This is a genomic window from Marisediminitalea sp. (assembly GCF_984433645.1).
Genome location: NZ_CFIDRX010000050.1, coordinates 1 through 25,046 on the forward strand (window position 1 = coordinate 1; position 25,046 = coordinate 25,046).

General features: G+C 49.8%; 22 protein-coding genes. 11 read left to right on the forward strand and 11 right to left on the reverse strand.

Features of this window, described 5'->3' with window-relative positions; translation table 11 throughout:
• Window positions 1-49 precede the first annotated feature (49 nt).
• The 3 genes from AC4MRN_RS08510 (at window position 50) to AC4MRN_RS08520 (ending at window position 2,780) form a co-directional block, all read left to right on the forward strand.
• Window positions 50-988 (forward strand): mechanosensitive ion channel family protein, encoded by a 939-nt coding sequence (locus AC4MRN_RS08510; protein ID WP_487965055.1) that lies wholly within the window; start codon window positions 50-52, stop codon window positions 986-988.
• A 94-nt stretch (window positions 989-1,082) separates the two neighbouring features.
• The gene (locus AC4MRN_RS08515) at window positions 1,083-2,006 is read left to right on the forward strand and encodes a LysR family transcriptional regulator (RefSeq protein WP_155014565.1); all 924 of its coding nucleotides are present in this window, start codon (window positions 1,083-1,085) and stop codon (window positions 2,004-2,006) included.
• 378 nt (window positions 2,007-2,384) lie between these two features.
• Complete coding sequence (locus tag AC4MRN_RS08520) at window positions 2,385-2,780, forward strand: DUF3718 domain-containing protein (RefSeq protein WP_255053456.1); 396 nt, start codon at window positions 2,385-2,387, stop codon at window positions 2,778-2,780.
• A 145-nt stretch (window positions 2,781-2,925) separates the two neighbouring features.
• On the opposite strand, the gene AC4MRN_RS08525 is transcribed toward AC4MRN_RS08520, so the two are convergent.
• Window positions 2,926-3,894, reverse strand: coding sequence for a GGDEF domain-containing protein (locus AC4MRN_RS08525; RefSeq protein WP_491203026.1), 969 nt, complete (start codon window positions 3,892-3,894; stop codon window positions 2,926-2,928).
• 446 nt (window positions 3,895-4,340) lie between these two features.
• Here AC4MRN_RS08525 and AC4MRN_RS08530 point away from each other — a divergent pair, with 446 nt between their 5' ends.
• The 4 genes from AC4MRN_RS08530 to hemN all read left to right on the forward strand — a co-directional run bounded on the left by AC4MRN_RS08530 (window position 4,341) and on the right by hemN (window position 9,439).
• Window positions 4,341-4,736 carry a DUF3718 domain-containing protein gene (locus AC4MRN_RS08530; RefSeq protein WP_073321848.1) on the forward strand — a complete coding sequence of 132 codons (396 nt, stop codon included), beginning with the start codon at window positions 4,341-4,343 and terminating at the stop codon, window positions 4,734-4,736.
• A 242-nt stretch (window positions 4,737-4,978) separates the two neighbouring features.
• Window positions 4,979-5,248 (forward strand): hypothetical protein, encoded by a 270-nt coding sequence (locus AC4MRN_RS08535; protein WP_139241545.1) that lies wholly within the window; start codon window positions 4,979-4,981, stop codon window positions 5,246-5,248.
• A gap of 157 nt (window positions 5,249-5,405) precedes the next feature.
• On the forward strand, window positions 5,406-7,964 hold the full coding sequence (locus tag AC4MRN_RS08540; protein WP_491203027.1) for a TonB-dependent receptor: 2,559 nt from the start codon (window positions 5,406-5,408) through the stop codon (window positions 7,962-7,964).
• Between the two features lie 101 nt (window positions 7,965-8,065).
• On the forward strand, window positions 8,066-9,439 hold the full coding sequence (hemN, locus tag AC4MRN_RS08545) for an oxygen-independent coproporphyrinogen III oxidase (RefSeq protein ID WP_491203028.1): 1,374 nt from the start codon (window positions 8,066-8,068) through the stop codon (window positions 9,437-9,439).
• On the opposite strand, the gene AC4MRN_RS08550 is transcribed toward hemN, so the two are convergent.
• Genes AC4MRN_RS08550 through moaB form a run of 7 tightly spaced genes read right to left on the reverse strand, consistent with a single transcriptional unit; the run spans window position 9,436 to window position 13,617 of the window.
• Window positions 9,436-10,476 carry an ATP-binding cassette domain-containing protein gene (locus AC4MRN_RS08550; RefSeq protein WP_491203029.1) on the reverse strand — a complete coding sequence of 347 codons (1,041 nt, stop codon included), beginning with the start codon at window positions 10,474-10,476 and terminating at the stop codon, window positions 9,436-9,438. The two genes, hemN and AC4MRN_RS08550, sit on opposite strands and share 4 nt — an antisense overlap.
• Window positions 10,461-11,135 (reverse strand): molybdate ABC transporter permease subunit, encoded by a 675-nt coding sequence (modB, locus tag AC4MRN_RS08555; protein WP_073321863.1) that lies wholly within the window; start codon window positions 11,133-11,135, stop codon window positions 10,461-10,463. The genes AC4MRN_RS08550 and modB overlap by 16 nt, the downstream gene beginning before the upstream one ends.
• Complete coding sequence (modA, locus tag AC4MRN_RS08560; RefSeq protein WP_491203030.1) at window positions 11,135-11,920, reverse strand: molybdate ABC transporter substrate-binding protein; 786 nt, start codon at window positions 11,918-11,920, stop codon at window positions 11,135-11,137. Before modA ends, modB begins: the two co-directional genes overlap by 1 nt.
• Complete coding sequence (locus tag AC4MRN_RS08565) at window positions 11,905-12,396, reverse strand: molybdenum cofactor biosynthesis protein MoaE (RefSeq protein ID WP_491203031.1); 492 nt, start codon at window positions 12,394-12,396, stop codon at window positions 11,905-11,907. Before AC4MRN_RS08565 ends, modA begins: the two co-directional genes overlap by 16 nt.
• Window positions 12,396-12,641 (reverse strand): molybdopterin converting factor subunit 1, encoded by a 246-nt coding sequence (gene moaD / locus AC4MRN_RS08570; protein WP_491203032.1) that lies wholly within the window; start codon window positions 12,639-12,641, stop codon window positions 12,396-12,398. The genes AC4MRN_RS08565 and moaD overlap by 1 nt, the downstream gene beginning before the upstream one ends.
• On the reverse strand, window positions 12,628-13,107 hold the full coding sequence (gene moaC / locus AC4MRN_RS08575; RefSeq protein WP_491203033.1) for a cyclic pyranopterin monophosphate synthase MoaC: 480 nt from the start codon (window positions 13,105-13,107) through the stop codon (window positions 12,628-12,630). The genes moaD and moaC overlap by 14 nt, the downstream gene beginning before the upstream one ends.
• Complete coding sequence (gene moaB / locus AC4MRN_RS08580; protein WP_073321878.1) at window positions 13,108-13,617, reverse strand: molybdenum cofactor biosynthesis protein B; 510 nt, start codon at window positions 13,615-13,617, stop codon at window positions 13,108-13,110.
• An 85-nt stretch (window positions 13,618-13,702) separates the two neighbouring features.
• Here moaB and AC4MRN_RS08585 point away from each other — a divergent pair, with 85 nt between their 5' ends.
• Together AC4MRN_RS08585 and AC4MRN_RS08590 are read left to right on the forward strand one after the other, a co-directional pair.
• The gene (locus tag AC4MRN_RS08585) at window positions 13,703-14,473 is read left to right on the forward strand and encodes a HesA/MoeB/ThiF family protein (RefSeq protein WP_491203034.1); all 771 of its coding nucleotides are present in this window, start codon (window positions 13,703-13,705) and stop codon (window positions 14,471-14,473) included.
• A gap of 3 nt (window positions 14,474-14,476) precedes the next feature.
• Window positions 14,477-15,607, forward strand: coding sequence for a M14 family metallopeptidase (locus AC4MRN_RS08590; protein WP_491203035.1), 1,131 nt, complete (start codon window positions 14,477-14,479; stop codon window positions 15,605-15,607).
• 48 nt (window positions 15,608-15,655) lie between these two features.
• Here AC4MRN_RS08590 and AC4MRN_RS08595 read toward each other — a convergent pair whose 3' ends face one another.
• Complete coding sequence (locus AC4MRN_RS08595) at window positions 15,656-18,076, reverse strand: zinc-dependent metalloprotease (RefSeq protein ID WP_491203036.1); 2,421 nt, start codon at window positions 18,074-18,076, stop codon at window positions 15,656-15,658.
• Between the two features lie 262 nt (window positions 18,077-18,338).
• Here AC4MRN_RS08595 and AC4MRN_RS08600 point away from each other — a divergent pair, with 262 nt between their 5' ends.
• Both AC4MRN_RS08600 and AC4MRN_RS08605 read left to right on the forward strand, forming a co-directional pair.
• Entirely contained in the window at window positions 18,339-19,799 is a 1,461-nt protein-coding gene (locus tag AC4MRN_RS08600; RefSeq protein WP_491203037.1) for a glutamate-cysteine ligase family protein, read from the forward strand.
• 2 nt (window positions 19,800-19,801) lie between these two features.
• Window positions 19,802-20,830 (forward strand): M14 family metallopeptidase, encoded by a 1,029-nt coding sequence (locus AC4MRN_RS08605; protein WP_491203038.1) that lies wholly within the window; start codon window positions 19,802-19,804, stop codon window positions 20,828-20,830.
• On the opposite strand, the gene recD is transcribed toward AC4MRN_RS08605, so the two are convergent.
• Both recD and AC4MRN_RS08615 read right to left on the reverse strand, forming a co-directional pair.
• Window positions 20,827-22,722: an exodeoxyribonuclease V subunit alpha gene (recD, locus tag AC4MRN_RS08610; RefSeq protein ID WP_491203040.1), complete on the reverse strand. Its 1,896-nt coding sequence runs from the start codon at window positions 22,720-22,722 to the stop codon at window positions 20,827-20,829. The two genes, AC4MRN_RS08605 and recD, sit on opposite strands and share 4 nt — an antisense overlap.
• The coding region (locus AC4MRN_RS08615) for a 3'-5' exonuclease (RefSeq protein ID WP_491203039.1) at window positions 22,722-25,046 on the reverse strand (2,325 nt) is incomplete at its 5' end. The genes recD and AC4MRN_RS08615, both read right to left, overlap by 1 nt.

The window sequence follows — 25,046 nt, forward strand, 5'->3', positions numbered from 1 at the left end:
CTTGCTGATATACGGTAATGCAAAAACGTTTTATAAGAGGCAAATGTTAATGGAATTCCCCGGTATTGAAACCTTCTGGCAACTGATAAACGAAAAACTGCAAGTCTGGATGGAAACGGGCATTAAGCACTTACCCAACCTGGCTGTCGCCATTGTGATTGCAATAGCATTTGGCGTTGTCGCAAAGGTAATCGGTAAGCTCAGCCAACGCGTTCTTCGAAGAACGTTTGATTCTCAGCAAATTGTTAGCTTACTGACTTCGATTATTCGTGTTGCTATCGCAACGGCAGGCATATTCATTGCGCTGGACTTTATTGGCCTGCGCGGCACAGTTACATCGTTATTGGCAGGTGCCGGTATTGTTGGCCTCGCCATCGGCTTTGCGTTCCAGGACATTACAGAGAACTTCATTGCGGGTATTGCTATGGGGGTAAGAAAACCCTTTCAAATTGGCGATGTGATTAAAGCAGAAGGTGTGTTTGGTACCGTTGAAGCTATTAACCTGCGCAATACACATGTAATGACATTTTTTGGTCAACGCGAAATTATTCCCAATAAAATCCTGTTCAGGAACATCCTTACTAATTACAGCGTCAACGGTAAGCGACGTCTCGAAGTTCCTGTAGGGATTTCCTACGCCGACGATCCGGAGCAGGCCGCCAGTGTTATCACCGATGCGATTAATCAATTGGATTTTGTTGTAGATAAAGAGGAAACCGGCGTGTTTGCGGCGTCTTTTGGTGACAGCAGCGTCAACCTGCTCGTCTGGTTCTGGATTGACTATCCCGGTGAGCCCGGCTTTATGATTGCAAGGCATAAAGCGGTTGTAACGATACAAAAAGCCCTGAATGAAGCGGATATCCTGATCCCATTCCCTATCCGTACACTAGATTTTGGCGCTAAGGGGGGAGAAACTCTGGGACAAGTCATTAAGGACAATAACCTGAGCCAGTATTCGGACAAAACCGCTGATAATAACCCTGACTAACTGGTCGGATGATACGTAAAACTAATGAAAAAATTGATTAAATATTAATATTACTGATACATTAAGGGCGTTCGCGAATTAAGGCGCCCTAATTATGAATCTGAACAGAATTGATTTAAATCTCTTCGCCGTGTTTGATGCCATTTACACAGCGGGTAATTTAACGAAAGCAGCTGATATTCTTTGTATCACTCAGCCTGCTGTGAGTAATTCACTGTCGCGTTTACGGGAACTACTCAATGACCCACTGTTTGTACGCACTGGCCATACAATGACACCTACGCCAGTTGCTCAAAACATTATCGGCCCCGCACGTCAGGCTTTGGAGCTATTGCGAAAAAGTGTGCAACACAGCCATGATTTCGATCCCTCCATTGCGGAAAAAACGTTTCAATTCGCCTGTCGGGACCTTATAGAAGCTAGTATATTGCCCAGGCTTATTGCAAGAATTGAAGCCCAGGCGCCACATATCGCCATATCAAACTATGATATCGCACGCGTCGATGTCACTAATGCAATGGCCAGTGGTCAACTCGATTTCTACGCAGACAGCGCCACCATTACCGATCCCTATTTGCAAAAACGAAAAATTGCCGAGGACCGTTTGGTTGCAGTAGCCAGGCCTGAACACCCAGCTTTTTCGACAGCGTTAACCTTGGATACGTTTTTAGACTATGGTCATATCAAAATTGCTCCTCGTAAAGATCTGGATTGCGCTATTGATATTGAACTGGCTAAATTAGGTCATCAACGTCGTGTGGCGATGCAAAGCCATCATTTTTTAACGGTACCCAGTGTATTAGTTAAAACCAACCTGATTGCGTGTCTTCCATATCATCTGGCCAAACATTACGATTTGGCTGTTGCTGAACTGCCGTTCACAATGCAGCCGACCAGTTATTATATTTATTGGCATATGAGTGCAACCGACGACCCGGCACACAAATGGGTACGCGAACAGTTATTTAAGGCCGCGGAATCATTTCAAGCTGCCCCGCCAAACTCGGAAGCGGCTTAGTAAAGCCTATATGTATAGCCTGTTATAATCGTCCTTTCCCCTAACAGGCTTCTCTTTTTAAGCGTCAAAAAATACAAAAATCAATATAAATCATAAACATAAAAATTTATTTCTTTCTAAAAACCAGGTGAATCACCGATAAATCAACAAACTGACAGACAGCGAAAGCTGTCGTGGCACGAGATTAAGCAATTGTTTTAAATAACTTTTTACACATCAGGCATGAAGAAAACCTTAGCTATTTGGTATCTAATAAAATACCTAAGTATGTCACATACCATTTATCCATAGCCGCTTTCGATGTTTAATTCACTCAACAAAACAAAACAACAAAACTGACTTAAACCATTAATACTGCTTAGTAATTAGGAGCTGACCATGTTGAAAATCGTTAAGACTTCTTTAGTTATTGCTACAGCCACTTTGGCGTTTTCCGGTACGGCACACGCGAATGTTGAAGAAGCACTGGCTAATATCTGTAATATCGTTTCTGCCGACGACAAAGGCGAACTGCGTAAGAAGATGCGCTCTGTTCAATCAGATTACCGTCTGAAACTACACGACTATTACTCAGGTATTTCGTGTAATGGCCAGAGTCTGATCCGCACTGCAATTGAAAACAACGCAGTTGAGGTTGGTACCTTGCTAGTGAAGAAGATGCCAAGTAAAGAGCTACAAACGCCTGAAAAAGACGGCAAAACTCTGCAAGCTTGGATCAATGAAAACGGTCACCAAAGTAACCCAATTGCTTCGGTTCTTGAGAGTCGTCTATAAGCGACTGTACAAAATGCATGATAACCATGTCACCATTTCAACATGGTTGCAGGGAGGTTAGCAGTCCCCTGCATTAAAAGGCGCCGAAAGGCGCCTTTATTTTTTCTGCTAGATTTTAGTTCTCTGCCTAACCACCAAAGCCTGCTCAAAAAAACTCTATATCGTTGTCGACCACGCTTTTGGTGCTTCTATTCAGTACTTCAATGCGATCCCGGCCGTTGTGTTTTGCCAGGTACAATGCTTCATCTGCTATTTCTATCATTGTGGGGATGGGTGTATACGAATTGACTTCAGTAACGCCAATACTCACCGTTATGTGACCTGAGGGAAAACTAAACTGTTTTACACTTAAACGGAAGCTGTCCAGTAACGCGAGTGCCGCTGTTTCATCTGTTTGGTTAATAATAACCACAAATTCTTCTCCGCCATAGCGAAACAAAAAATCAGCATGCCGAAATGCTTTACGCATTAAATTGGCAAAGTGTATGAGCACTTCGTCGCCTTGCATGTGACCAAATTTGTCGTTGACCTGTTTGAAGTGATCAATGTCCAGAATGGCCATGTAAGAGCCTTTTCCGGTGGGTGTTATCCCTCGATAGAAGTTTAAGACCTGTTCCAGTGTCGTGACAAATGTCTGACGGTTGTGCAACTTGGTCAGCAGATCCCTTTCTTTAACGTCAAACAGGTTGATTTGGTACTCATAAATACTGGCCAGGCCTTTAACAATTTCATAGTGGTAATCCGACACTGCGCCCTGGATCAATACCAACTTCTCTGGTGGTTCGTCTTTATTAACGTAAATACTGATAAACGCCTGGTCCCCGATTACGTGTTTACCGACGCCACTGGTTCCTTCTTTATACACATATCTCACCACAGCGTGATATTCATCGGTAAAGTTTTCGTCTAACGATAAAGGAAACTTTCTGATTAGAGGCTCAACATCCGCCCCTGCCCCCGCTCGGTTTCCCAATATCTCGTATGATGAAACGTCATTGATAGTGTCTATTTCATTAAGAATCGTAATCAGCGCTACATTCAAATCGTGAAAAGTTTTGGACTCAATAAGGCGTGAAGACAACGCAAATGCGGTCTGTAATTGTTCAAAGCTCATAGGCAACATTCATAACAAACAACGTGATAGAAGAAAGTTGAATAAAATAAGCATTGTTGAGCATCAGGGAATCGTCAAATTCTCAGTCATTTTTTCTTAGACAAGTCACCTTTATTAACTCTGGTCAATAGTATTTTTTTGAAAAATACAGTAAATATCGCGAATTCAATATTTATGTGAGGTATAAAAAAAAATCTTTGGATACTCTCAGCAAACAAAAGGCACTACAACTAATTAACACATAAGCGTTTGATACTATTACATTTATAGCAAATAACGTGGCTAGTATTCAAAACCAACGCCCCCGCGCACTCACTCCATAACGTATTACCTAATATACCCATGTATGGTGCTTGCTGTTTTTTCATTCGATTTTAGACGCTTTAATAGCCTCAACAAACAAACGAACTGCTACGTACATAAAAACATCTAACGAGGATTTAACCATGTTGAAATTTGCTAAAACTGCTGCTCTGATTGTTACTGCTGGCCTGGGTGTATCTGCTACTGCACAAGCTGACGTAAACGAAGCTCTGGCTAACATCTGCACTATCGTAAGTGCTGATGATAAAGGCGAACTGCGTAAAAAAATGCGTTCAGTTCAATCGGATTACCGCCTGAAACTGCACGATTACTACACAGGTATTTCATGCAACGGTCAGAGCCTGATCCGCACTGCTATCTCTAACGACGCGGTTGAAGTAGGTACGCTTCTGGTTAAGAAAATGCCAAGCCGTGACCTGCAAGAACCAGAAAAAGATGGCAAGACTCTGCAAGCATGGATCAATGAAAATGGCTTGCAAGACCACGCTGTTGCTCAGGTCCTGACTGACCGTTTATAAGAATTTCGTGAAACCATGTGTTCATGACACCAGTCAACATGGTAGCAAGACGGAGACGTCTTGCAGATAAGGCGCCTAGTGCGCCTTTTCTTTTTGGTGCGAAAAAGCCGGCCATAAAGGTATGCTGTTCCATCATTTCCACAATAACGTATTAAAAAAAATACGCATGTATGATCCACAACATACCCCTGCTATGCAGGATGGGGTTTAATAAATGTACAGAACATTTGGGGATGTCTGATATGAAAACCATGATGAAATACTTAACTGCTGCCAGCTTCATTGTCGTCGCGCCGTTTGTAAACGCAGATGATCATTCCGGTACGGAAATGCAAACCGCAAAAGAAAGTCAGGTGCAAATGACTAAGAAAGCCCGTCATAGTGCCAATGGCCTACCCGTAAAACAGTTGTTGCTTCGCGCTCAAACCAGCCAGGCTTCGCAGGTTAACCACTTCGATGCAAATGTCGAAGCACGCACGCTGCACTTACCTGCACTAACGCAATTACGTTAATACTCCCCCAATAGCGCAGGCTTATAAAGCCTGCAATGCTTTTTGCATCGCTTATTCCATTTAGCGCCCTTTTATCATCACCCGACACTTCTATTGTCATTTAATTGGGGTACACTGCGCCTACTTTGTTGTACTGAAGTAATTACAGGACCCCACAATGATCACAAAACGGCATGCCTCTGCTGTGCGGATGCGTAAATTAGTCGCCGCTCTGCCATTAGCGTCAGTTGTAATGACAGCACAAGCTCTGGCAGACAACGAACAACAATTAGAAGTCATTGAAGTTAGTGCGCAAAAACGCCCCCAAAACCTTCAGGACGTGCCCGTCGCGGTTACTGCGCTTTCGGGAAATGTGCTCGCAGAGAAGGCCGCCTTCGATATTTTTGACATTGAACGCACTGTTCCAACGCTGTCAGCATTCCAGAGTCAGAGTGCCACAAACAGTGCTTTTGCTATTCGAGGCATTGGTACGTCTTCTCAGAATTTTGGTTTTGAATCTTCAGTAGGCCTTTATGTAGACGGTGTTTACCGCGCACGTCAAAACTCAGTGATCAACGACCTGGTCGATATCAGTAGCGTTGAAATTCTGCGCGGCCCCCAAGGCAGCTTATTCGGTAAAAACACGCCATCAGGTGCTGTCGTTATGCAAACACAGGCCCCCGACTTCGACAACAGTGGGTTCTTTCAATTAAGCGCTGGCAATTTCAACATGCTGAATATAAGCGGTGCCAGCTCATTTTCAGCTAAAGAAGACGTGTTAGCATTTCGGGTGAGCGGATTTAGTTCACAACGCGATGGTTGGGTAGATGATGTTAATCACCCCGACGCCGAACTCAATAACCGCGACCGCTCAGGTATTCGATTACAGGCCCGGTTCACACCGAACGACGATGTATCAGTCAGGTTCATTGCCGATTACGCAGAACTGGATGAACGTTGCTGCGCGGCGCTGACCTGGCAGGACAATACACAGGCTAACGCCATTCCCGGCAAATTAGGCACCGATGCGCTTTTAGGCTCTCCGCTATTAGGTGCAACGCTATATACCCGCGAACACTATTTTAATTTCCAAACGGCATTGTCTGACTCTCCGCGTTCGCGCATGCAGGACAAAGGCTTGTCTGCCCAGATTGACTGGCAAGTCAATCATAGCTTGTCGTTAGTTTCTATCAGTGCCTATCGTCAGTTCGATAGCTATGACTATACGGATACGGATTTTAGTGACGCTGATTTGTTATCCACGACCAATGACGCTGATCAACAGGCTGTCTCGCAAGAATTGCAGTTGCACTATAGCCGGGCAGATTTCAACGCAATTATTGGTGCGTTCTTTTTTCACCAAAAACTGGATCTGGCGTTTACCAATCATATTGGCGATGACTTTCCTACCTTCTTTACGGCAAGTGCCAGCGAACTAACGCCATTGGTTGAAGGCCTGAATACGTTAAGTGCGTTGTCGGGCGGCTTCATTGCGCCTGCTGCCGCTGCTACGCCAGGCGGCACGGATATTTATCATACCGCCAATCAAACCCAGGACAGCATTGCACTTTACGCACAATCAGACTGGCAGTTTGCTGAGGAATGGACGCTGACAACGGGGCTCCGATTTACCCGTGAAGACAAATCTCTGCGCGGCGAATACACCGAAACCGGGCCAGGCATTGATGGCTTGTCGATGGATCCCGCTGACATACCCAATCCATTTGCAGCGGGTCCGGCGCTTGCAGCCATTGGCGCAGCACTAGGCTCTGGCTCCCTGCCCGACTCCGCATCACTGGCAGCAGTCGCACCGTTTCAAACGGCCGGCTGGGGATTCTACTTTTTAAATACGGCATCGGTATTGCCTCGTCCGCCCATGCAGGAATCATTGTCGTATAACAACGTCAGTGGCACTGTAAAAGTAAGCTATCAACCTGCAGTTAATCAGCTAATCTATGCGTCCTGGGCGAATGGCTTTAAATCCGGCGGTATTAACACTGATCGCATTGCGCCAGGATTTAACCCGGTATTTAACCCGGAAAAATCCAATGCCTTGGAACTGGGATTAAAGCAAGACTTTCCAGAGCAGGATTTGCGGATCAACCTTGCGGTTCACCGCACCGATATTGACGATTTTCAGGCCACTACCTTTACCGGCACCGGATTTAATTTGCAAAATGCCGGCACCATCGAGACAAAAGGCCTGGAGGTTGACTTAACCTGGCTACCGCTCGCCAGTACGCAAGTTACGCTTAATTTCGCCCGCACACTGGCACATTTTGATGAATTTGATAACGGCAGTTGCTGGGTTGCTTATACCTGGCATACAGGCATCGGCGACCCGGGCAGACAACAGCCTTCAGACCCATTCTGTTCTCGCGCTGGTGACCGGGTAGGCTTTGAACCGCAGACCCGATACACCCTGGGTGTGGAGCATTATGCTGACGTGTTCAGTTTCCCCACTACCCTGCGACTGGATTATCAGTACACGGGGGATTTGTTCCTTGATGACACTAATGACCCGTACAAACACGTCGACGCTTTCGATATCGTAAACGCCAGTTGGTTATGGGAAATCCCAGCCTGGCAAAGCCAGCTTATTCTGTGGAGTAAGAACCTGTTCGACACTGACTACGTCGCCAAAAATGGTTTTGATGTTCCGGTACAGACCGGAAAAATCATGGCGTATCCGGGTATGCCACGCACCTTCGGCGTTACCGTGCGCACACAATTTTAAGGATTCCTGTATTTTATTGAACGAGATCAAGGAAGATCTCGGCCATTCCGTTAGGCTAGCCTCATTGCAACAATATTACCGTAATGAGATCCGAGCCAACCATGACCCCAACGCCTGACTTTTTTGACCCTGCCCTGCTACGCAAATACAATTTAAATGGTCCTCGCTATACCTCCTACCCCACCGCTTTGGAATTCAATACGGAAGTCAACGATACCAGTTTACTGACAGCTGCGGCTGACAGCCCGACCAACGCGTTGTCGCTATATGTACACATTCCTTTTTGTCACCAGCTTTGCTACTACTGCGGTTGCAATAAAATCGTTACCCGACATGCCGACAAAGCCGACCGTTATCTGGACTATTTGGCCAAAGAGATCGCCTTGCGACAGAAGGCATTCGCTCACTACAAAGTAGGCCAATTGCACTTAGGCGGTGGTTCACCGAGCTTTTTCACTATTGAACAACACACCCGACTGATGACAATGTTACAGCAAGCCTTTGCGTTTAAGGTCGATGCTGAGTGCAGCATTGAAATTGATCCGCGCCATGTCGATGAAGTCTATCTGACCGGACTGGCAAATCTGGGCTACAAGCGCCTGAGTATAGGTGTACAAGATATCAATTACGACGTACAACAGGCCATCAACCGGGTGCAGAGTACATCTCATATCGCTGAGCTGGTGTCACATGCGCGAAAAACCGGCTTCGAGTCAGTCAACCTGGACCTGATTTATGGCCTGCCACACCAAACTGAACAGAGCTTTAAAACGACACTGGCTGCCGTTAAAGCCATGGATCCCGAGCGTATTTCGCTGTTCAGCTATGCGCATTTACCTGACCGTTTTGCGGCGCAACGCAAAATAAAAGATGCCTGGCTTCCCAGTGCAGAAACTAAACTCGCGCTGATGAAGCTGGCGATGACCAGCCTAACACAGGCGGGTTATGCCCTCATTGGTATGGACCATTTTGCCAAACAATCCGATGAACTGGCTATTGCACAACAGCAAGGCAAGCTCCATCGTAATTTCCAGGGCTATACCACCCGGGGCGAGCTGGATATGCTGGGATTGGGCGTCTCATCCATTTCTGCGGTTTACGACATGTACGGGCAAAACCCCAAGGCCCTTAACGATTATTACGCCGCACTGGATTCGCAAAATTCTGTTGTAGTGAAAGGTACGCAGCTGAGTCGCGACGACATGATTCGCCGCGATGTGATCTTGGCGCTGATGTGTAATCTGTATCTGGACATCGATGCTATCGAAACCAAATGGGACATCGACTTTCACCACTATTTTTCAGAATCACTCGACAAACTGACGCCGTTTATTTTGGATGGATTGGTAGGTTTGTCACGCAGTGCCATCGAAGTAGCGCCTAAAGCGCGGTTGTTAATTCGCATTATCAGCATGAGTTTTGACGCTTACCTGGCAGGTCAGTTACACCAACAACGCTATTCGCGGGTGATTTAAGCGCGCGCAGGTTCAGGCAGTGAGCCAGCGCCAAAATACGCATATACAGCTTCTCCTGACTGTATGGCAAGATGTCGGGCGGCAGGGGCTTCAAGCAACGCAAAAAGCGTCTGGTTGCCACAATTCAGAGTCAGTCGCTGAACACCTGTCTCGGAATCGGTATCGAGGCTTTTAACTTGCACAGGCAAACGGTTAACGTAGCCTATTTGCGCAGGCGCCAGGGGGTTTCGAGACACCAAAACCTGACGGGCATCCACCAATAAACTCGCGTTTTTCTCCCCCGGCTCCACCGCGCGTGTAACCACTTTGTTTTCCCCTACCGCAAAAACAGTAAATTCATCTTCATGCTCTACTATCGGGCCTTGAAGTAAACAGCCTTGCAATGCACTTACTGGCTCACTTGCCTCTGCCTGTGAAAGTGCGTTTGCCGGCATGTCCTGAATGGTCACTTTACCCTGTCTTAGTACCGCCACTTCATCACTGTACCGGGCTATATCCTGCCAGTCATGGCTCACCCAAATCACCTTACAGAGACCCTGAGTGCGGCGTTTGAGCTTATGCAGAACCCGTGTTCGCAATTTTGTGTCCATGGCACTGGTGCTTTCATCCATCAATAATACCGAAGGATTTGCCAGCAGGCCCCGGGCTAGCGCGACACGCTGTGTTTCTCCGCCCGACAGCGCGGTAACGGCTTTGGCTAACAAATGCCTGCATTCGCAATCATCAACCACGCTTTGAAAGCTCTCATCAGTCACACCGTTATACCGGGCGACGACCTGCAGGTTCTCCTCCACACTCAAAGCAGGAAACAGCGGTGTTTGCGCTGAAACCAACACAATATTATCCCCGGCCGGATGAGCCCAGGACGCAAAACCTTCAACCTGCGCCGCAGACTCGAGCCCGGCCAGACATCGCAACAACGACGTTTTGCCAGCGCCAGACGCCCCAACAACGCCGAGCCAGTCAATGTCAGGCCCCAGCGTAAGACGCGCTGACAATGTAAAATCACCGCGCTGACAACTTACATGACACGCCATTGCATACCTCCTTTGCCCTGCCGCCAATACAACATAGCCAGCATGGCTAGCGAGATAATCAGCAGCACTGCAGCAAGTTGATGCGCTTGTGTGTAGTCCAGTGCTTCAACGTGGTCGAATAACGCAATGGAGGCGACGCGGGTTTCACCGGGAATATTGCCGCCAATCATCAGCACAACCCCGAATTCTCCGATGGTATGCGCGAAACTTAAGCCGGCTGCAATAAGTGCATGAGGCGCAATAGCTGGCAAAACGATGTAGCGCCAGCGGGCAACACCCGGCAATTTGAGCATGCGGGCGGTATCCAGCAACGCCGGTTGCAGTTGGCAGAACCCGGCATGAAGGGGTTGCACAGCAAAAGGCAACGAATAGAGAACGGAGCCTATTACCAGCGCCTCAAAGGTGAAGGCCAGCGGCGTGCCAAACAGCGCCTGCCAAGTTTGCCCAAACGCGTTATTTGGCGAAAACGCGATAAGCAAGTAAAAGCCCAGTACGGTAGGCGGTAACACCAATGGCAACGCAATGACAGCTTGCACCAGCGCTTTACCCGCGCCCTGCCAGCGACTTAATCCCCATGCCAGCGGCACTGCAATGACCATTAGGATAAGCGTTGACACCAGCGCCAGTCTGGCAGTTAGCCACAATGCCTGAATATCCATTATGACTTACCTGCACTGGCAGCTAGCGGTAAATACCCTAACGCCGTTAACTGTTGCTGGACGTCATCAGACACCATAAAGCCGGCAAACTCTCGGGCGGCGGAGACCTGCGCTGACCGACTCACTACCACCAATTTCTGAATAATCGGCTGGTGTAAGCCCGCATCAATCAACGTGCAATTGAGCTGGTAGCCAATGCATTGAGACGCCGCCACTATCGCTAACTGAACGTTGCCGGTTTGCCAGAATTGCAGAGTTTGTTGAATATTGCTGCCGCGTATCAGATTCGCAGACAGTTGCGACCATAGCCCCATTGCCGTTAACGCCTGTTGTGCCGCGCTACCGTATGGCGCGAGTCTTGGATCGGCGATGGCGATACGGGTTGCGTCAGTTGCGTCGCGTAATGCGTTCAGGCCGTTTTCATTTGCGCCTGCTACAGCCAGTCTGCCTTGTGCGTAAATCAGGGCGTCTTTAGTGTGAGCCAGGCCCTGCTCTACCAGCGCATCGGGGCGCTTTGCATCAGCAGACAAAAACACATCGAATGGCGCGCCATGCACGATTTGGGCAAACAGTGCGCCACTGGACCCAACAGTGATGCGAACGGTATTGCCACTTTTTGTTTCGTAGTCACGAGCCAGTTCGGCGAGCGGTTTGGCAAAATTTGCCGCCACAGCCACATTCAGCGTGACAGGTTGTGGCGTGCTTTCAGCTATCAACACAGAAGGCCACAGCAGACCGACAGCCAGCACAATCAGGGAGGGCAATCCTTTTACGCTTTGTTGCATGAAGGCCCTTTTTCTGCGCTTAACCACCGCATTGCCGCTTTATCGTCATCGGCTTTGGCCGCGACCCAGCAAGCCTCGTGGTCTTGCCACTCTTTTTTCCAGATTGGGACCGATTGCTTTAGCATATCCATGATATATGTCGCCGCTAGAAAAGCCTGTTCACGGTGTTGAGAGGCCGTGCCTACCCACACGATCTGCGCATGATTCGCAAGCTTGCCAACCCGATGAACAATACCGGCGTCAACAATATCAAAACGCTGTGATGCCTGCGCCAATAGAGCCTCCAGAGCGGATTCCGTCATGCCTGGATAATACTCCAGTTCAATCCCCTGGATCCCGCCCTGTGCGTTAAAATCGCGAACCAGACCGGTGAATGTCACAATGGCACCAGCGCCTTGTAACACCGAATCAGCCGCTAATTCATCGTAAAGCTGCTGCTGAGAAAAGTCGTTGTTTTGTACCCGTGCGAACACCATTACCCTCCGGTGACAGGCGGGAAGAACGCCACTTCATCCTGCTCTGCGATTACCGTGTTTCCGTCGCAGAGCGATTGGTTGTGTGCCATCAGCACATTGCCTTGCAATGCCTCGTTCAGCGCAGGCGACTGCTGCATAAGCTGATTGCGTAACGCATCAACGGAAGCGGGCTGTGGCAACGGGGCTTGCAGACTCTCCACGCCAGCCAATTCCCTGACTTGTGCAAAAAACTTAACGGTTACCATGTTGCCAGTCTCCGGTTTTGCCGCCGCGTTTTTCCCGCACGTGAATGCCGGTCATTGTCATATTGGGATCGACCGCTTTGCACATATCGAACAAGGTCAGAAGTGCAACATTAACACCGGTAAGGGCTTCCATTTCAACACCAGTCTGGCCTTTTAATTTGCACCGGCACTGCACCACAATGCTGGGCGATACTGCATCAAATTCAAAAGTGATATCCACTTTACTTAGTGCTAATGGATGGCATAAAGGGATCAGGTTGGCGCATTGTTTAGCGCCTTGTATACCAGCAATACGTGCAGCTGCCAGCACATCACCTTTAGCGGCACGATTCTCACTGACTTCAGCAAACGCTTCCTGAGAAAGCAACAAGGTGCCCTGTGCTATGGCTTCTCTGGCAGTCACCGCTTTGTCACTGACATCCACCATATTGGCTTCGCCCTGACGATTTACATGTGACAACCCCATTTACATGGTTCCTTTCAGGTGGCCTACGAAATTACACGGGCGATGGGTACTGTTTAGCTGCGACTGAATAATGCCCTCCCACGCCGTCCGACAAGCGCCGGTTGAGCCAGGTAAACAGAAAATGACCGTACGATTAGCAAAACCCGCGATGGCTCGTGACTGTACGGTGGACGTCCCGATTTCCTGATAGCTCAAATAACGGAATAATTCGCCAAAGCCGTCAACGTCTTTGTCAAACAACACCCGCAACGCTTCTGGGGTTGAGTCTCGTCCGGTAAAGCCGGTTCCTCCCGTAACCACTACAGCCTCAACGGCCGGGTCGGCAATCCAGGCAGACACCACTGCACGCTGACGATAGATATCATCTGCAACCAATTCTCTGGCAATCACTTTGTGACCGTCGGCTTCAACGGCTTCCTGCAAATATTGCCCTGATGTATCGGTGTCGAGGGTTCGGGTATCAGAGACGGTAAGAATGGCAATATTGACGGGTAAAGCTTCGGTAGTCATAAACGTCCTTTAAAATTCTGCTGCGACCAGACTGTCAAATTTGGTACATTATGCGCTTTATTGTAACGCTATCAAAGTGCTAACTATGCCAAAACCCCTTCGTTATGCCCAGGCTTTGCGCTATAACCGGCAAATTGTGCTCCCGCAAATTGACCTCGACGGTCAGGAGCGCTGGCAACAGGCCCGGGTATTGGTTATTGGTATTGGCGGATTGGGCTGTAGTGCGGCGCAACAATTGTGCAGTAGCGGCATTGGCCACCTCACACTGGTAGACGAAGACATTGTAGAAGTGACTAACTTGCCCAGACAGTGTTTGTACAGCAATCAGCAAATTGGCATGCGCAAAGTACAAGCCGCCCGGGACAGGCTTTATACTATTAATCCGGAGTGTACCATTCAGACGTTATCAAAAAGGGCTGATGACAGCTTGCTACAAGCGTTGATACCTGCCCATGACATCGTGCTGGATTGCACCGACAACTTGCAAAGTCGCGAAACCATCAATGCGGTTTGCTACCAACACGCAACGCCTTTGGTCAGCGGCGCGGCCATTCGTTTCGAAGGCCAGCTTATGCTGGTCGACCCAACGCAATCAAGCGCCTGCTACGGATGTTTGAGTGCGCTAATGCAACCGTCAGATTTGTCTTGCACGGAAGCCGGTATTTTCTCTCCGGTAGTCAATATGGTTGGCACGCAGCAAGCTCATATAGCCCTACTGTACCTGATTAACCAATCCCCTACCCAGGCCGCAGTGTTGCATACTTACGATGGTCGCTCGATGCAATGGGCTCAATTTACCATCCCGACTAATCAACACTGCCCTGTGTGTCAGGGAAAACAAAAAGAGAACACCTGAACGATGATCAATACCGTGAATAAATCACATATCCGGGTAGCCCAAAATGCCTCGGGCCGCGCTATGAACGTGCCCGTGTATCATATCAAAGGCAAACGTCCTGGCCCCAAAGTGTATATCCAAAGTTCCATTCACGGTGCGGAAGTCCAGGGCAATGTGGTGATTTACCACTTGATCCAGTGGCTGCAAAACATGCCGATCAGTGGTGAAATCATTCTGGTTCCGAATTGCAACCCGGTAGGCACCAATATTAAAGCCGGAGAATACACTCTGGGCCGTTTTGACCCGGTTAACGGCACCAACTGGAACAGAGGCTATTATTACGATGCCAGCGAAGTCGCTGAGTTTGCAAAAACGGTAACGTCTGAAGAGTCCGTTGCGTCTGTAAAACAACGATTCAGAAATCACTGGCGCCAGGCCATAGAAACCAAACTAGCCAGCCCCTGGGGACTGGGTCTGGCACAGCAGCTCAACCTGCGCCTGCAACAAATGGCCGTTGATGCAGACTATGTGCTGGATTTGCATAATGGTCCGGTGTCGACCCGGCACATTTACATTCCCGAATATGCCAAAGCCAGTGCTACCCTGTTTAACTTTCCGCACTGTATTTTCATACCCAATGTGTTTGCCGGTGCATTGGACGAGGCCACATTCTGTCCCTGGTGGACATTGACTAATTTGCTGAATGAACGCGACAAACGTCAGGTAGATTTCGGCGTCGAAGCCTTTACGCTGGAAATGGGCAGTCAGGAAGTCATCGATTTTGACGAAGGTGAAATCGATGCTACCAGCATTTTAAGTTACCTGACAGCGAAAGGCTTGTTACCGGAAAGTCAGTTACAACCGGCAAATATGACTCGCCTTGGTGTGAACTTAAGTGACTACAAAACCCTGTTTACCCAATGGGGCGGCATGGTCCAATACTGCGCCAAGCCCGGCCAGCACGTGAAGGAAGGTGAGTTGCTTGCAAAAGTACTCAACATTGATGAACTGGACAACGAGCAAGGCAGCGTCGATATTACCGCTCCTTGCGATCTCATTCCCATGCTGCACTTTCCCTCTGCTTCTGTACTCAGCGGTACGCAGCTCTACAAGTGCTTCACCAATTACGTCACGATTACTGAGAAGTCGTAGGCTTATATGCCAACAAAAAAGCGCCGCAGAGGCGGCGCTTATAAACTCTTAAATAGGCGAACCCGGTGGTAAGGGTTGCGGCTCAAACGCCATCGGCCATGTGCCGGTATCCCAGAAGTGATTCAGATAATGCTCCAGCGCGCGGTAATGCGCCACATCGTCTTCGTCTTCCAGCCACTCCGTTAGTGTCATTAATTCAGCGGTAACGGCCAGTTTAACCTCCGGTGCAGTGTCGTTGGCCAGTAACGCTTTAATAATCGATTGTACGGCGACCATTTGTAGTCGCATCGCCAGGTTACTGGTCACTTCTTTCTTGCGGTAAAAATGTACCGACAAGATCTTGCGTACCACATCATCAACGCCAGGAATACTTGCCTGCAAACTGTGCTGATAAGCCAACCGGTTCAGACGCTCAGGATGCAACAGTAATGACAGGCTGAACGCTGCCGCACTCTCCGCAGCGCTCACCGGGTCAAACACCCGGCCCATTCTGCCATTAAACTGTTCGCGTGTTTGCGCTTCAGCAAAGGTGGGCGGTGGCAACAACTTAATAATAGACTTAGGTAGCGACAGAACCTCCGGGGCAGAGGCATCAATCAGTCGAATCATAGCGTCGTTTTGCGTACTTGCCGCCACAAATTTTACGCCTTTGGCACTGCTGTTATCACCTTTATTTTCGTATTCATACTCAATGCCGCCTACCTGCTTGGCCACCGCTTCTAACTGATATCGGTGTAGCAAATACACAGGCACTAACGCATTTTCTAACGACGATAAACTCGCACCGGGTGGTAACGTATTCAGACCCATCTTGTTGAGGGCAACCTGACGTACCGCTAACAAGTGATCAAACTCTTCGATAGGGTCAGCGCCGTTATCCCACAAGTGCCCGTCACTTGAACCGTGGTGAGAAGCGCGCACGTCGGCGTCGGACTTGTATTTTAATCCGGCCATACGCGCCTGAGTCACCAACGTTTGTAATGCAGCATCCTCGTCTGTGTCATCGGCAAAATCCTGATAACCGTAAGCAATTACATAGTCATCCCATGCGCCCATGCCTACGTCATAAGCATCGTCCAGGGAAATGCTATCGCCATCCAGCGTAATGGTTGGATGCGGGTAATCCATTACCGACTCACGGCCGTTTTCACTGGCGGCAAAGTTATGTGCAATACCCAGCGTATGACCGACCTCGTGGGCAGAAAGCTGACGAATACGCGCGAGCGCCATTTCACGTTGGGCTGACACATCACCGCCCGTGTCAGTGAACGGACTGGTTAAGCCCAGTGCAATCAGAAAGTCCTGACGCACCCGCAGTGAGCCCAGTGTGACATGACCTTTGATGATTTCTCCGGTTCGCGGATCAACCACCGATGAGCCGTATGACCAGCCACGCGTAGCGCGGTGTACCCAGTTGATCACGTTATAACGCACATCCATAGGGTCGGCGCCTTCCGGTAACACTTTCACCTGAAACGCATCTTTGTAACCAATGGCTTCAAAAGCCTGATTCCACCAGCTTGCACCATCGCGTAATGCGCTCATAACCGGTTCTGGAATGCCCGGGTCGAGGTAATAAACAATCGGTTCTACCGGTTCGCTTATCGCAGCCCCCGGGTCTTTTTTAGCCAGTCGATGGCGGCGAATGAACGCCTGTTCCATGGACTCGGTAATGGGCGCGGAATAGTCCTGATAAGCGTGTTTCCAGTACCCTGAAAACGGATGAAAAGCGCGTGGCTCATAGCCATCGTCAGGTAGTGCCACGAACGAATGATGTAAGTGCACGGTAACGGCATCCGCATCCGGTGTGACCTGCTGAAGATAAGCACCGGTCCCTTGTCCACCAAATGTCACCAGCGCCTCAAGCTCCGTGTTCAGTTCAAACGCTTTGGTTCGCGGTAAATACACGCCACTGCGCTTCGGATCAGCTTTGAACGTGCCCTGCTTTCTGCTTTTTAGTCTTTCGGCAATGCCGTGAATATCGCTGAATAACTGCTCGGTGTAATCAATCACCACCGCACCGTCTGATTCCGCCTGAATCACAAAGCCAGCAATCACCGAATCAGCAAAGGCTTCATCAATACTGGCTTTTTCCGCCGGATTCTCAGCACTGGCCCGGTAATCCGTATTCAGTTGCTTAAGCAGAATTTTGTTGCCATAACGCTCGAACTGCACCAACCGCGTTGCGCCCAACTGACCGCGATCCAACCCAATATCATTCGACCCCACACCATGTGGCAAGCTCGACTGGAACAACAGTGGCGTGTCGAACGCACTGATTTTAAGATAAACCTTGTCGTTTTCCTTGTCGTAAAAAACAGGAATAAACCCGTCTTGTTTTTGCATGGATTTTGTCAGTGTTTTTATGCTGGTTGCAGCCAAAGCCACATTACTCAACAAACAAGCACTGAGCACTAAAATGAGTATGCGCACCCTTTCCTCCCGAACCGTTTCCCGTGGTGATGTCATTGTTATACTGCAAACGCATTGCAGACGTGTTTAAAACCAAATTACCCAAATTTTCCCACCAACACCATGCGCAAGTGACAAATGCCCCAACAATGCGGATGAAAAAGTCACTTTTCGCGAAAAATTGATCCAGATCGCAAACTCTTTCCCACCGGACATCAGAATCCCGTAACTAAAAACACGCTTGATCTGTATCAACACGCGAGATCAGGTCACTCGCTACTCTTCAATCATTACAAATTCGTTACATTAAAAAGCGAGCATGGGCTTACAGTTTCATCAACACGACGTTACCCGGGCGCAAACAACCCTGTTTGAGCGTCGCCTGCACGAGCAACTGGCTCAAATTGAAAGAGAGCTTGAAAAGCCTTGTTATAACCGGCCTGAGGTAAGTTTTGGCGCTGAGCTTGAGATGTACCTAATCGACCGGCACTTTATGCCAGCGGCTCTCAACGAAGCGGTGCTTGGAAAAGCCAGAGTAACGGGTCTGCAGGAAGAGCTTAATCAGTACAACATTGAATATAACCTTGACCCGGTCGACGCCCGTGGTAAGCCTTTTACCCATTTAAAGCGTCAACTAAGCCAGGGCACCCGGGCTATTGACCAAACCGCGAGTTTGTATGATGGCCATGCCGTTGCCATCGGCATTTTGCCTACGCTATCAAACCACCACCTTACCCTTGATTTTTTAACCAACCGTCCGCGTTACAAAGCCCTGACCAGCGCGCTAAAGGGGCTCAATAAGGGCCCGTTCCAAATCGATATTCACGGGCAGGACACCGTCAGAACGCAATGCGAAGAGGTCACACTGGAAGGCGCTAACACCTCGTTTCAGTTTCATCATCGCGTACCGGCAAATCAATTCACTGAATACTATAATGCCGCGCAGCTAACCACGCCTCTAGTACTTGCGTTGGCGGGGAATTCGCCGTTTTTCCTGGGAAAACGCTTGTGGCAGGAAACCCGAATCGCGCTGTTTAAACAATCCATTGATTATCGCGACCATGCAACCGGTCGGTGGCGCCAGCCTGCCCGTGTCAACTTTGGCAATGGCTGGTTGCGTCAGGGCGTGGCGGAATGTCTCACCGAGAGTGTTGCGCTTTACCCGCCAATTCTGCCGGTCACTGCTGAACGAATGGATGAATCGGCTCAGCCATTCAGTGAACTCTTGCTTCACCATGGTACGGTGTGGAGCTGGAACAGGGCGGTGCTCCAACCCGGTCAAAAAGGTCACGTCAGAATCGAATACCGCAGTTTGCCGGCAGGCCCAACGATTGATGACATGCTGGCCAACGCCGCATTACAGGTGGGATTGGTTGAGGCATTATCTGGCGAATGTGAAACCTACCTTCGCCGGCTGCCTTTTCGTTTTGCAGAGCACAATTTTTATCGCTGTGCACAATACGGGTTGAATGCCCGGATTATTTGGCCACAGCAGCGCCAACAAGGACTGTCTGAGCAGCGCGTGACAGATGTCATTGCTGACTTATTACCCCGCGCTGATGAGGGCCTGGCGTCAATAGGTATCGATAAGACGGAGCGCGACCATTATCTGAATATTATTGAACACCGGCTGGCAAGCCGACAAACCGGCGCCAGTTGGCAGCTCAGCGCATTTCAGCGCCTGAGTGCTAATCTTGCGCCCCACCACGTGCTGCCTGAATTATGCCGGCAATATTATCAACGCAGTCTCGACGGCCAGCCCGTTGCCAATTGGGAGTAATCATGGGATTTGCACGCATTGCCACCCCCACGATACCAGGATTTCAACTGCTTAATGCAGAAGACCTTGAGTTACCGACATCCAGTTTCCAGTTTTTAGAAAGCCTGCAGGGCCCGACGATCATTAAATTAAAAGGCAAAACGCGGCGACGTCGCGCTGTTCTCACACTGCTGCATGGCAACGAGCCTTCGGGTTTTCTTGCGCTGTACAAATTACTCAAAGAAAAGTTTGAGCCCCTTGCCGACACCACTTTCTTCGTTGTCTCTGTGCCCGCGGCTATCGCCGCTCCCGGTTTTCGTTATCGGGCTTTGCCACAACACAAAGACATCAATCGTTGTTTTAAACCACCTTACACAGGTGACGAAGGCCACCTGGCAAAGCAGTTAATCGACTACCTTGTTGACCTGGCACCTGAAGCCATCGTGGATGTTCACAATACCTCAGGCAGTGGTCCGGCGTTTAGCGTTAGCCGACGAATAACACCTATGCACCAGGCGTTGGCTTCGCATTTTACCCGCTGGTTTATTCATACTGATATTGAGTTGGGGGCCGTCATGGAAGTGCCCTTTTGTTGCCCGATTGTCACAATAGAGGCTGGCGGTGCACAGGATGACAGTGCACATATTAATGCTTACGAAGGCCTGGTGTCATTTTTATCTGCCGAAGATGTTTACCAGACTCGTCAGGATATCGAAATCCTGCAGCATCCTCGCCGGCTTGAAATACACAAACAGGCGACCCTGGCATTTGCCGAGCGACCCGTGTTTGGGGCCAGTATTACCATTCGTCAGGATATTGAACAGCGCAACTTTGGTACCACACAACCCGGCGACATTTTGGGCTGGGTAGACCACGAAAAACTTGAACATTTTCGTCTTGGCGGACACCAGGCGGGTGAGCTGGTTGAACACTATTTCAGTGCCGACAACAACCAGCTTACCGTCACTAAACCGCTGAAGTTTTTCATGGTAACGACGCGTAGCGACATTGCCAAAAGCGACTGCCTGTTGTATTTCATCGAAAGCGATTAAACGCCATCGGATAAGCCGTTAAACAGAGGTGCTAACGCCTGCTTAACACCGGTTTTTCTGCGCTGTTGTAACGCTACGGCACTGCGCAATGTACTCGGCTCAGCCATGATCATACAACCGCGTTTAGCCCGGGTCAGGCCGGTATAAACCAGTTCGCGGGTACAAATCGCTGCCGCCTGTTTAGAAGGCGGTTCAGGTAAACACAGCAATAGCTGCGCGAACTCTGAGCCCTGGGATTTGTGAATTGTCATGGCATACACAGTTTCAAATCGCGGTAGCCGGGTCAACGGGACCGCCCGAAAGGCGCCGTTATCCCCCACAAACCAGGCTTTGAGTTGCCCATTAGCTGCAGGCCACACAATCCCGACATCACCATTAAATAACCGCAAACTGTAGTGATTCTCCACCACCATAATGGGTTTACCCCGGTAAAACTGCCCGGCGCTCCCCGTTGGTGACATCAGGGTTTCGATACGTTCGTTCAGCGCTATGGCGCCAAACTCGCCTTGTCGAAACGGCGTTAACCAGCGCACGTTTTGCAACGCCTGCATCGCATCGCTTAAACTTCCGGCCTGATTAATAGATTCAAAACAGGCTTTCGCTGTTTGTGCAAACTGCTTTTCCAGGCTCTGCGGTTCACACCGTGACACGCCCTCAAGATTGACCACGGACTGCGGTTTCACCACATCCAGACTTTCGACCAAGGTTTGCGCGTCACCTGCAGAAATCGCGCCGGCAGCCTCTGCCAAATCGCCCCCAAACCGTTGCGCATTAATCAGCGTGAAATGGCAATCCGGACTATCAATTTCATTTGTATTAAGGGCCGGTAAATGCGGACAAAGTTTAGCAAATTGTGCTGCAGCTCTTGCCGATACCGTGTCACATGCGCTTTTATGGACTGCGGCCAGTATGTCACCCAACACATTGCCCGCTTCTACCGACGGTAGCTGATTGGGGTCGCCTACCAGAATAATACGGGTATTGGGCGACAAGGCCCTGAACAACCGCGCCATCAGCGCGAGATCAATCATGGAGCTTTCATCAACCACAACCACGTCCGCATTAAGCGGCCGGTCGGCGTTGACCCGACAATTAATGCCCCAGCGCGGCATGCCTAACAACCGGTGCAGTGTCATCGCTTGCTGACGTACCTTATCGCCCAGACGGGCCAACGGTTCGTTGCCCATAAAAGTGCTTAATGCCGCATCGATGGACTCCGACAAACGCTGGGCCGCTTTACCAGTGGGGGCTGTGAGCATAATAGATAACTCACCGTTCCAGGCCGACTGCATAGCCATCAGCAACCTGGCGATGGTGTAGGTTTTACCGGTACCTGGTCCACCGGAGATAATCGCGAAACGCTGATTCAAACTGAGTGCAGTCGCGACCTGCTGCCAGTCCTGTTCTGCTGCGGGTTTCGAATTAAACAACGCAGGCCAGAGATCCGCAACGCGCTGATATTGCTCGTCATCAAGAGGAACAGGCGATAACCTTGCCGCGATCCCGGCTTTGATATCCTGTTCGAATTGCCAATAACGAGCGCTGTACAAACGGTTATCAATCAGATGCAATTTACCGAATAACGACGGTGATGCTGCTAACCCGCCAGCTAATGCAAGCAAACTCGGCAAAGACGAAAACTCCCAACCGGAATCGGCTTTTTCCGGCGTAGTAAACAGCGTTTGGTCAGCAATATCGTCGAGTATTAAACACGCATTACCCTGACGTTGGCTTACACTCAATGCCAGTAATACATGAAACGCTTGCGTCAGATCGGTTTCGGAGAAGGCCGAGTCCTGTTTCAGCAAATCACACAAGGTTTGCGCGAAATAAAAATCAATGGCCTCAATATCTGTGAGCGCCGCATTGCATTGGGAGAATCCTGAATACATCACATTGCGCTCCCTGTATTTGAACCAGCCCTAACCAGTGTTTGACTGCCGGTAAGGGCTTTTTCCACTGCCAGCACCGTACTCACTGGCAATTGATGATAAAACACGCCGCTGTGTTCGCTGTGTTGCGTCGACATGCCACGCAGATAGAAATAATACACGCCGCCAAAATGCACCTCCGGGTCGTAGTCAGGAATACGCTTTGCCAGAAAACGGTGTAACGCCACGCTGTATATAAGGTACTGCAGGTCGTAATTGTGCTGCATGTTATTGAGGGCCAGATTATCTGGCTGATAATGGTGCTCCCCGACGCCCAGATAGGTCGATTTATAGTCGGCAACGTAATAGCGATCGCCGCGTTTAAATATCAAATCGATAAAGCCGTGCATCATGCCCGCCAGGGCGCTCCCCTCCAGATTTACTGGCAGCGGTTGCTCAAGCACAGCAGCCCTGTGCTCCGCGAGCGCTTTACTGAGCGCGTGGCGCTTAACCGCGTTAAGCGGGAAGTAAAACTCGGCCTCCCGCAGTGTGTCATGCAGCGGCAAGCTACTCATGCTGAAACTATCACCCTGAAACACATCCTGTAACGGGGTATCCAGTACGTCCTCCAGCCACTCAAACAGTGCCGGCTGCTCGTGAGCATCAATGCCATAGCGCTGCGCAATGACCGGGGCGGTTTCCAGCCAGTCCGGTTCGCTGAAATCCAGTTCTTCTAACATGTCGTGCAGTAAATTCCCGCTTTGCGCGCCCGGACGCAAGGTGTATCTGAGCAGTTCACTTTGTTCAGGCGACACCACCGGCTCTGGCGCTGTGATCTCATTGATTTCAGACTCGCGCTGACGAATACGCGTATGGGCGACCTGTCGGGTTAACGCCGAGAAGGAATACAACCGCCATGGATCGTCCAGCGCGCGTTCGAATCGCTGACATGCCAGCGACACTGCTGGCTCAGGCGGTAACGTCAAATCCCGGTTATCTACTGACGATATACAAGCTGTGTGTCCTTCCCCTTCGTTCACCAGTGCCTGAATAGCAGCCTCCCAACTGGTAAACTGGGCACGCGCCAACACCTTACCCAGCGACGACAATTCGCTTTGTAAGGTCTCTGCTACGCCCAGATAACAGCGGTGGGATGAACGCGTAATGGCCACGTAAAGTAACCGCATACTTTCTGCATCGGCTTCGCGCTTGACTCTATCCAGCAATTGCGGACCGGGCCCCAGTACCTGCTGTTGTTTTCCCTCACTCTCATCGTAATAACGCACGACATCTACCAGCGTATTGCCAAACCGGGTCGGGTCGCGGTATTCCGACGCAAAAGGCACAAATACAATGGGGTATTCCAATCCTTTGGAGCCGTGTTGTGTCACAATCTGAATGAGTCGGGCATCACTTTCCAGTCGTTGAACCTGCTCCTGTGCCTGTCCCGGGTCGAGTACCTGCCTGCGTAGCCAGTTCAAATGGTGGCCTGGCTGAGGGTACCCTTTGGCGGCGTCCTGCAATACTTCCGCCAAATGCTGATAGTTAGTCAGGCTGCGCTCCGCTCCCGTTTCTGGTGGCATGTACTGGTGCTGAAGTAAGCCAAGCAACATGCTGAGCACACCCTGTCGTTGCCATATTGCGCGCCATTCACTCAACTGGGTTAACAGCGCATCCCAATCGGCCGCATCGTCATTTTGCAATAACTCATGTACTTTGGTGGTAGGTAAACCAATAAGCGGACTGGACAAGGCTGACTGTACCAGGCGCATATCGTGGGCGTGCCAGATGGCGTCCAGTACACGCAGCACATCAACCGCTTCAGCGCTTTCAAAAAGACTGTTGCGATTCGACAGGTACACGCTGGGTAATCCATGATGTGACAAAGATTGCTGAACAATGCGCGCCTCGTTGCCGTTTTTCACCAGAATCGCGATGTCGCCGGGTTGGGTGAGCTTTGTGCCTAAGGTAACTTCACTAAGTAGCCGTAAAATTTCCCGGGTGAGCAATTCAGCCTGTTCAATGCGGACTTCACCTCTCGGCGGCGCTGTTTTAGGGCCAGTCGGCGGGCTATCGGTTTGTTCATCGTCTTGTGGTAACAATAAAAACGTCAGCGCCGCTCTGTCGGCCTTGGGATCACTCAGCGGCACGCTGGCCGCTTTTGCACCTGGACTGGCATTCACAGGCTCATAGCCAATCTCAAAATCAAACAAATCGCGGCGCGTTTTATTGAGAGGATTGCCCCAGAACAAGCGATTATAGGCGTTCACCATAGGCGCGACTGAACGCCAGTTGGTATCCATTACCCACCGGTATTTGGCCTGTCTGGCCGCGGCGAGGTAAGT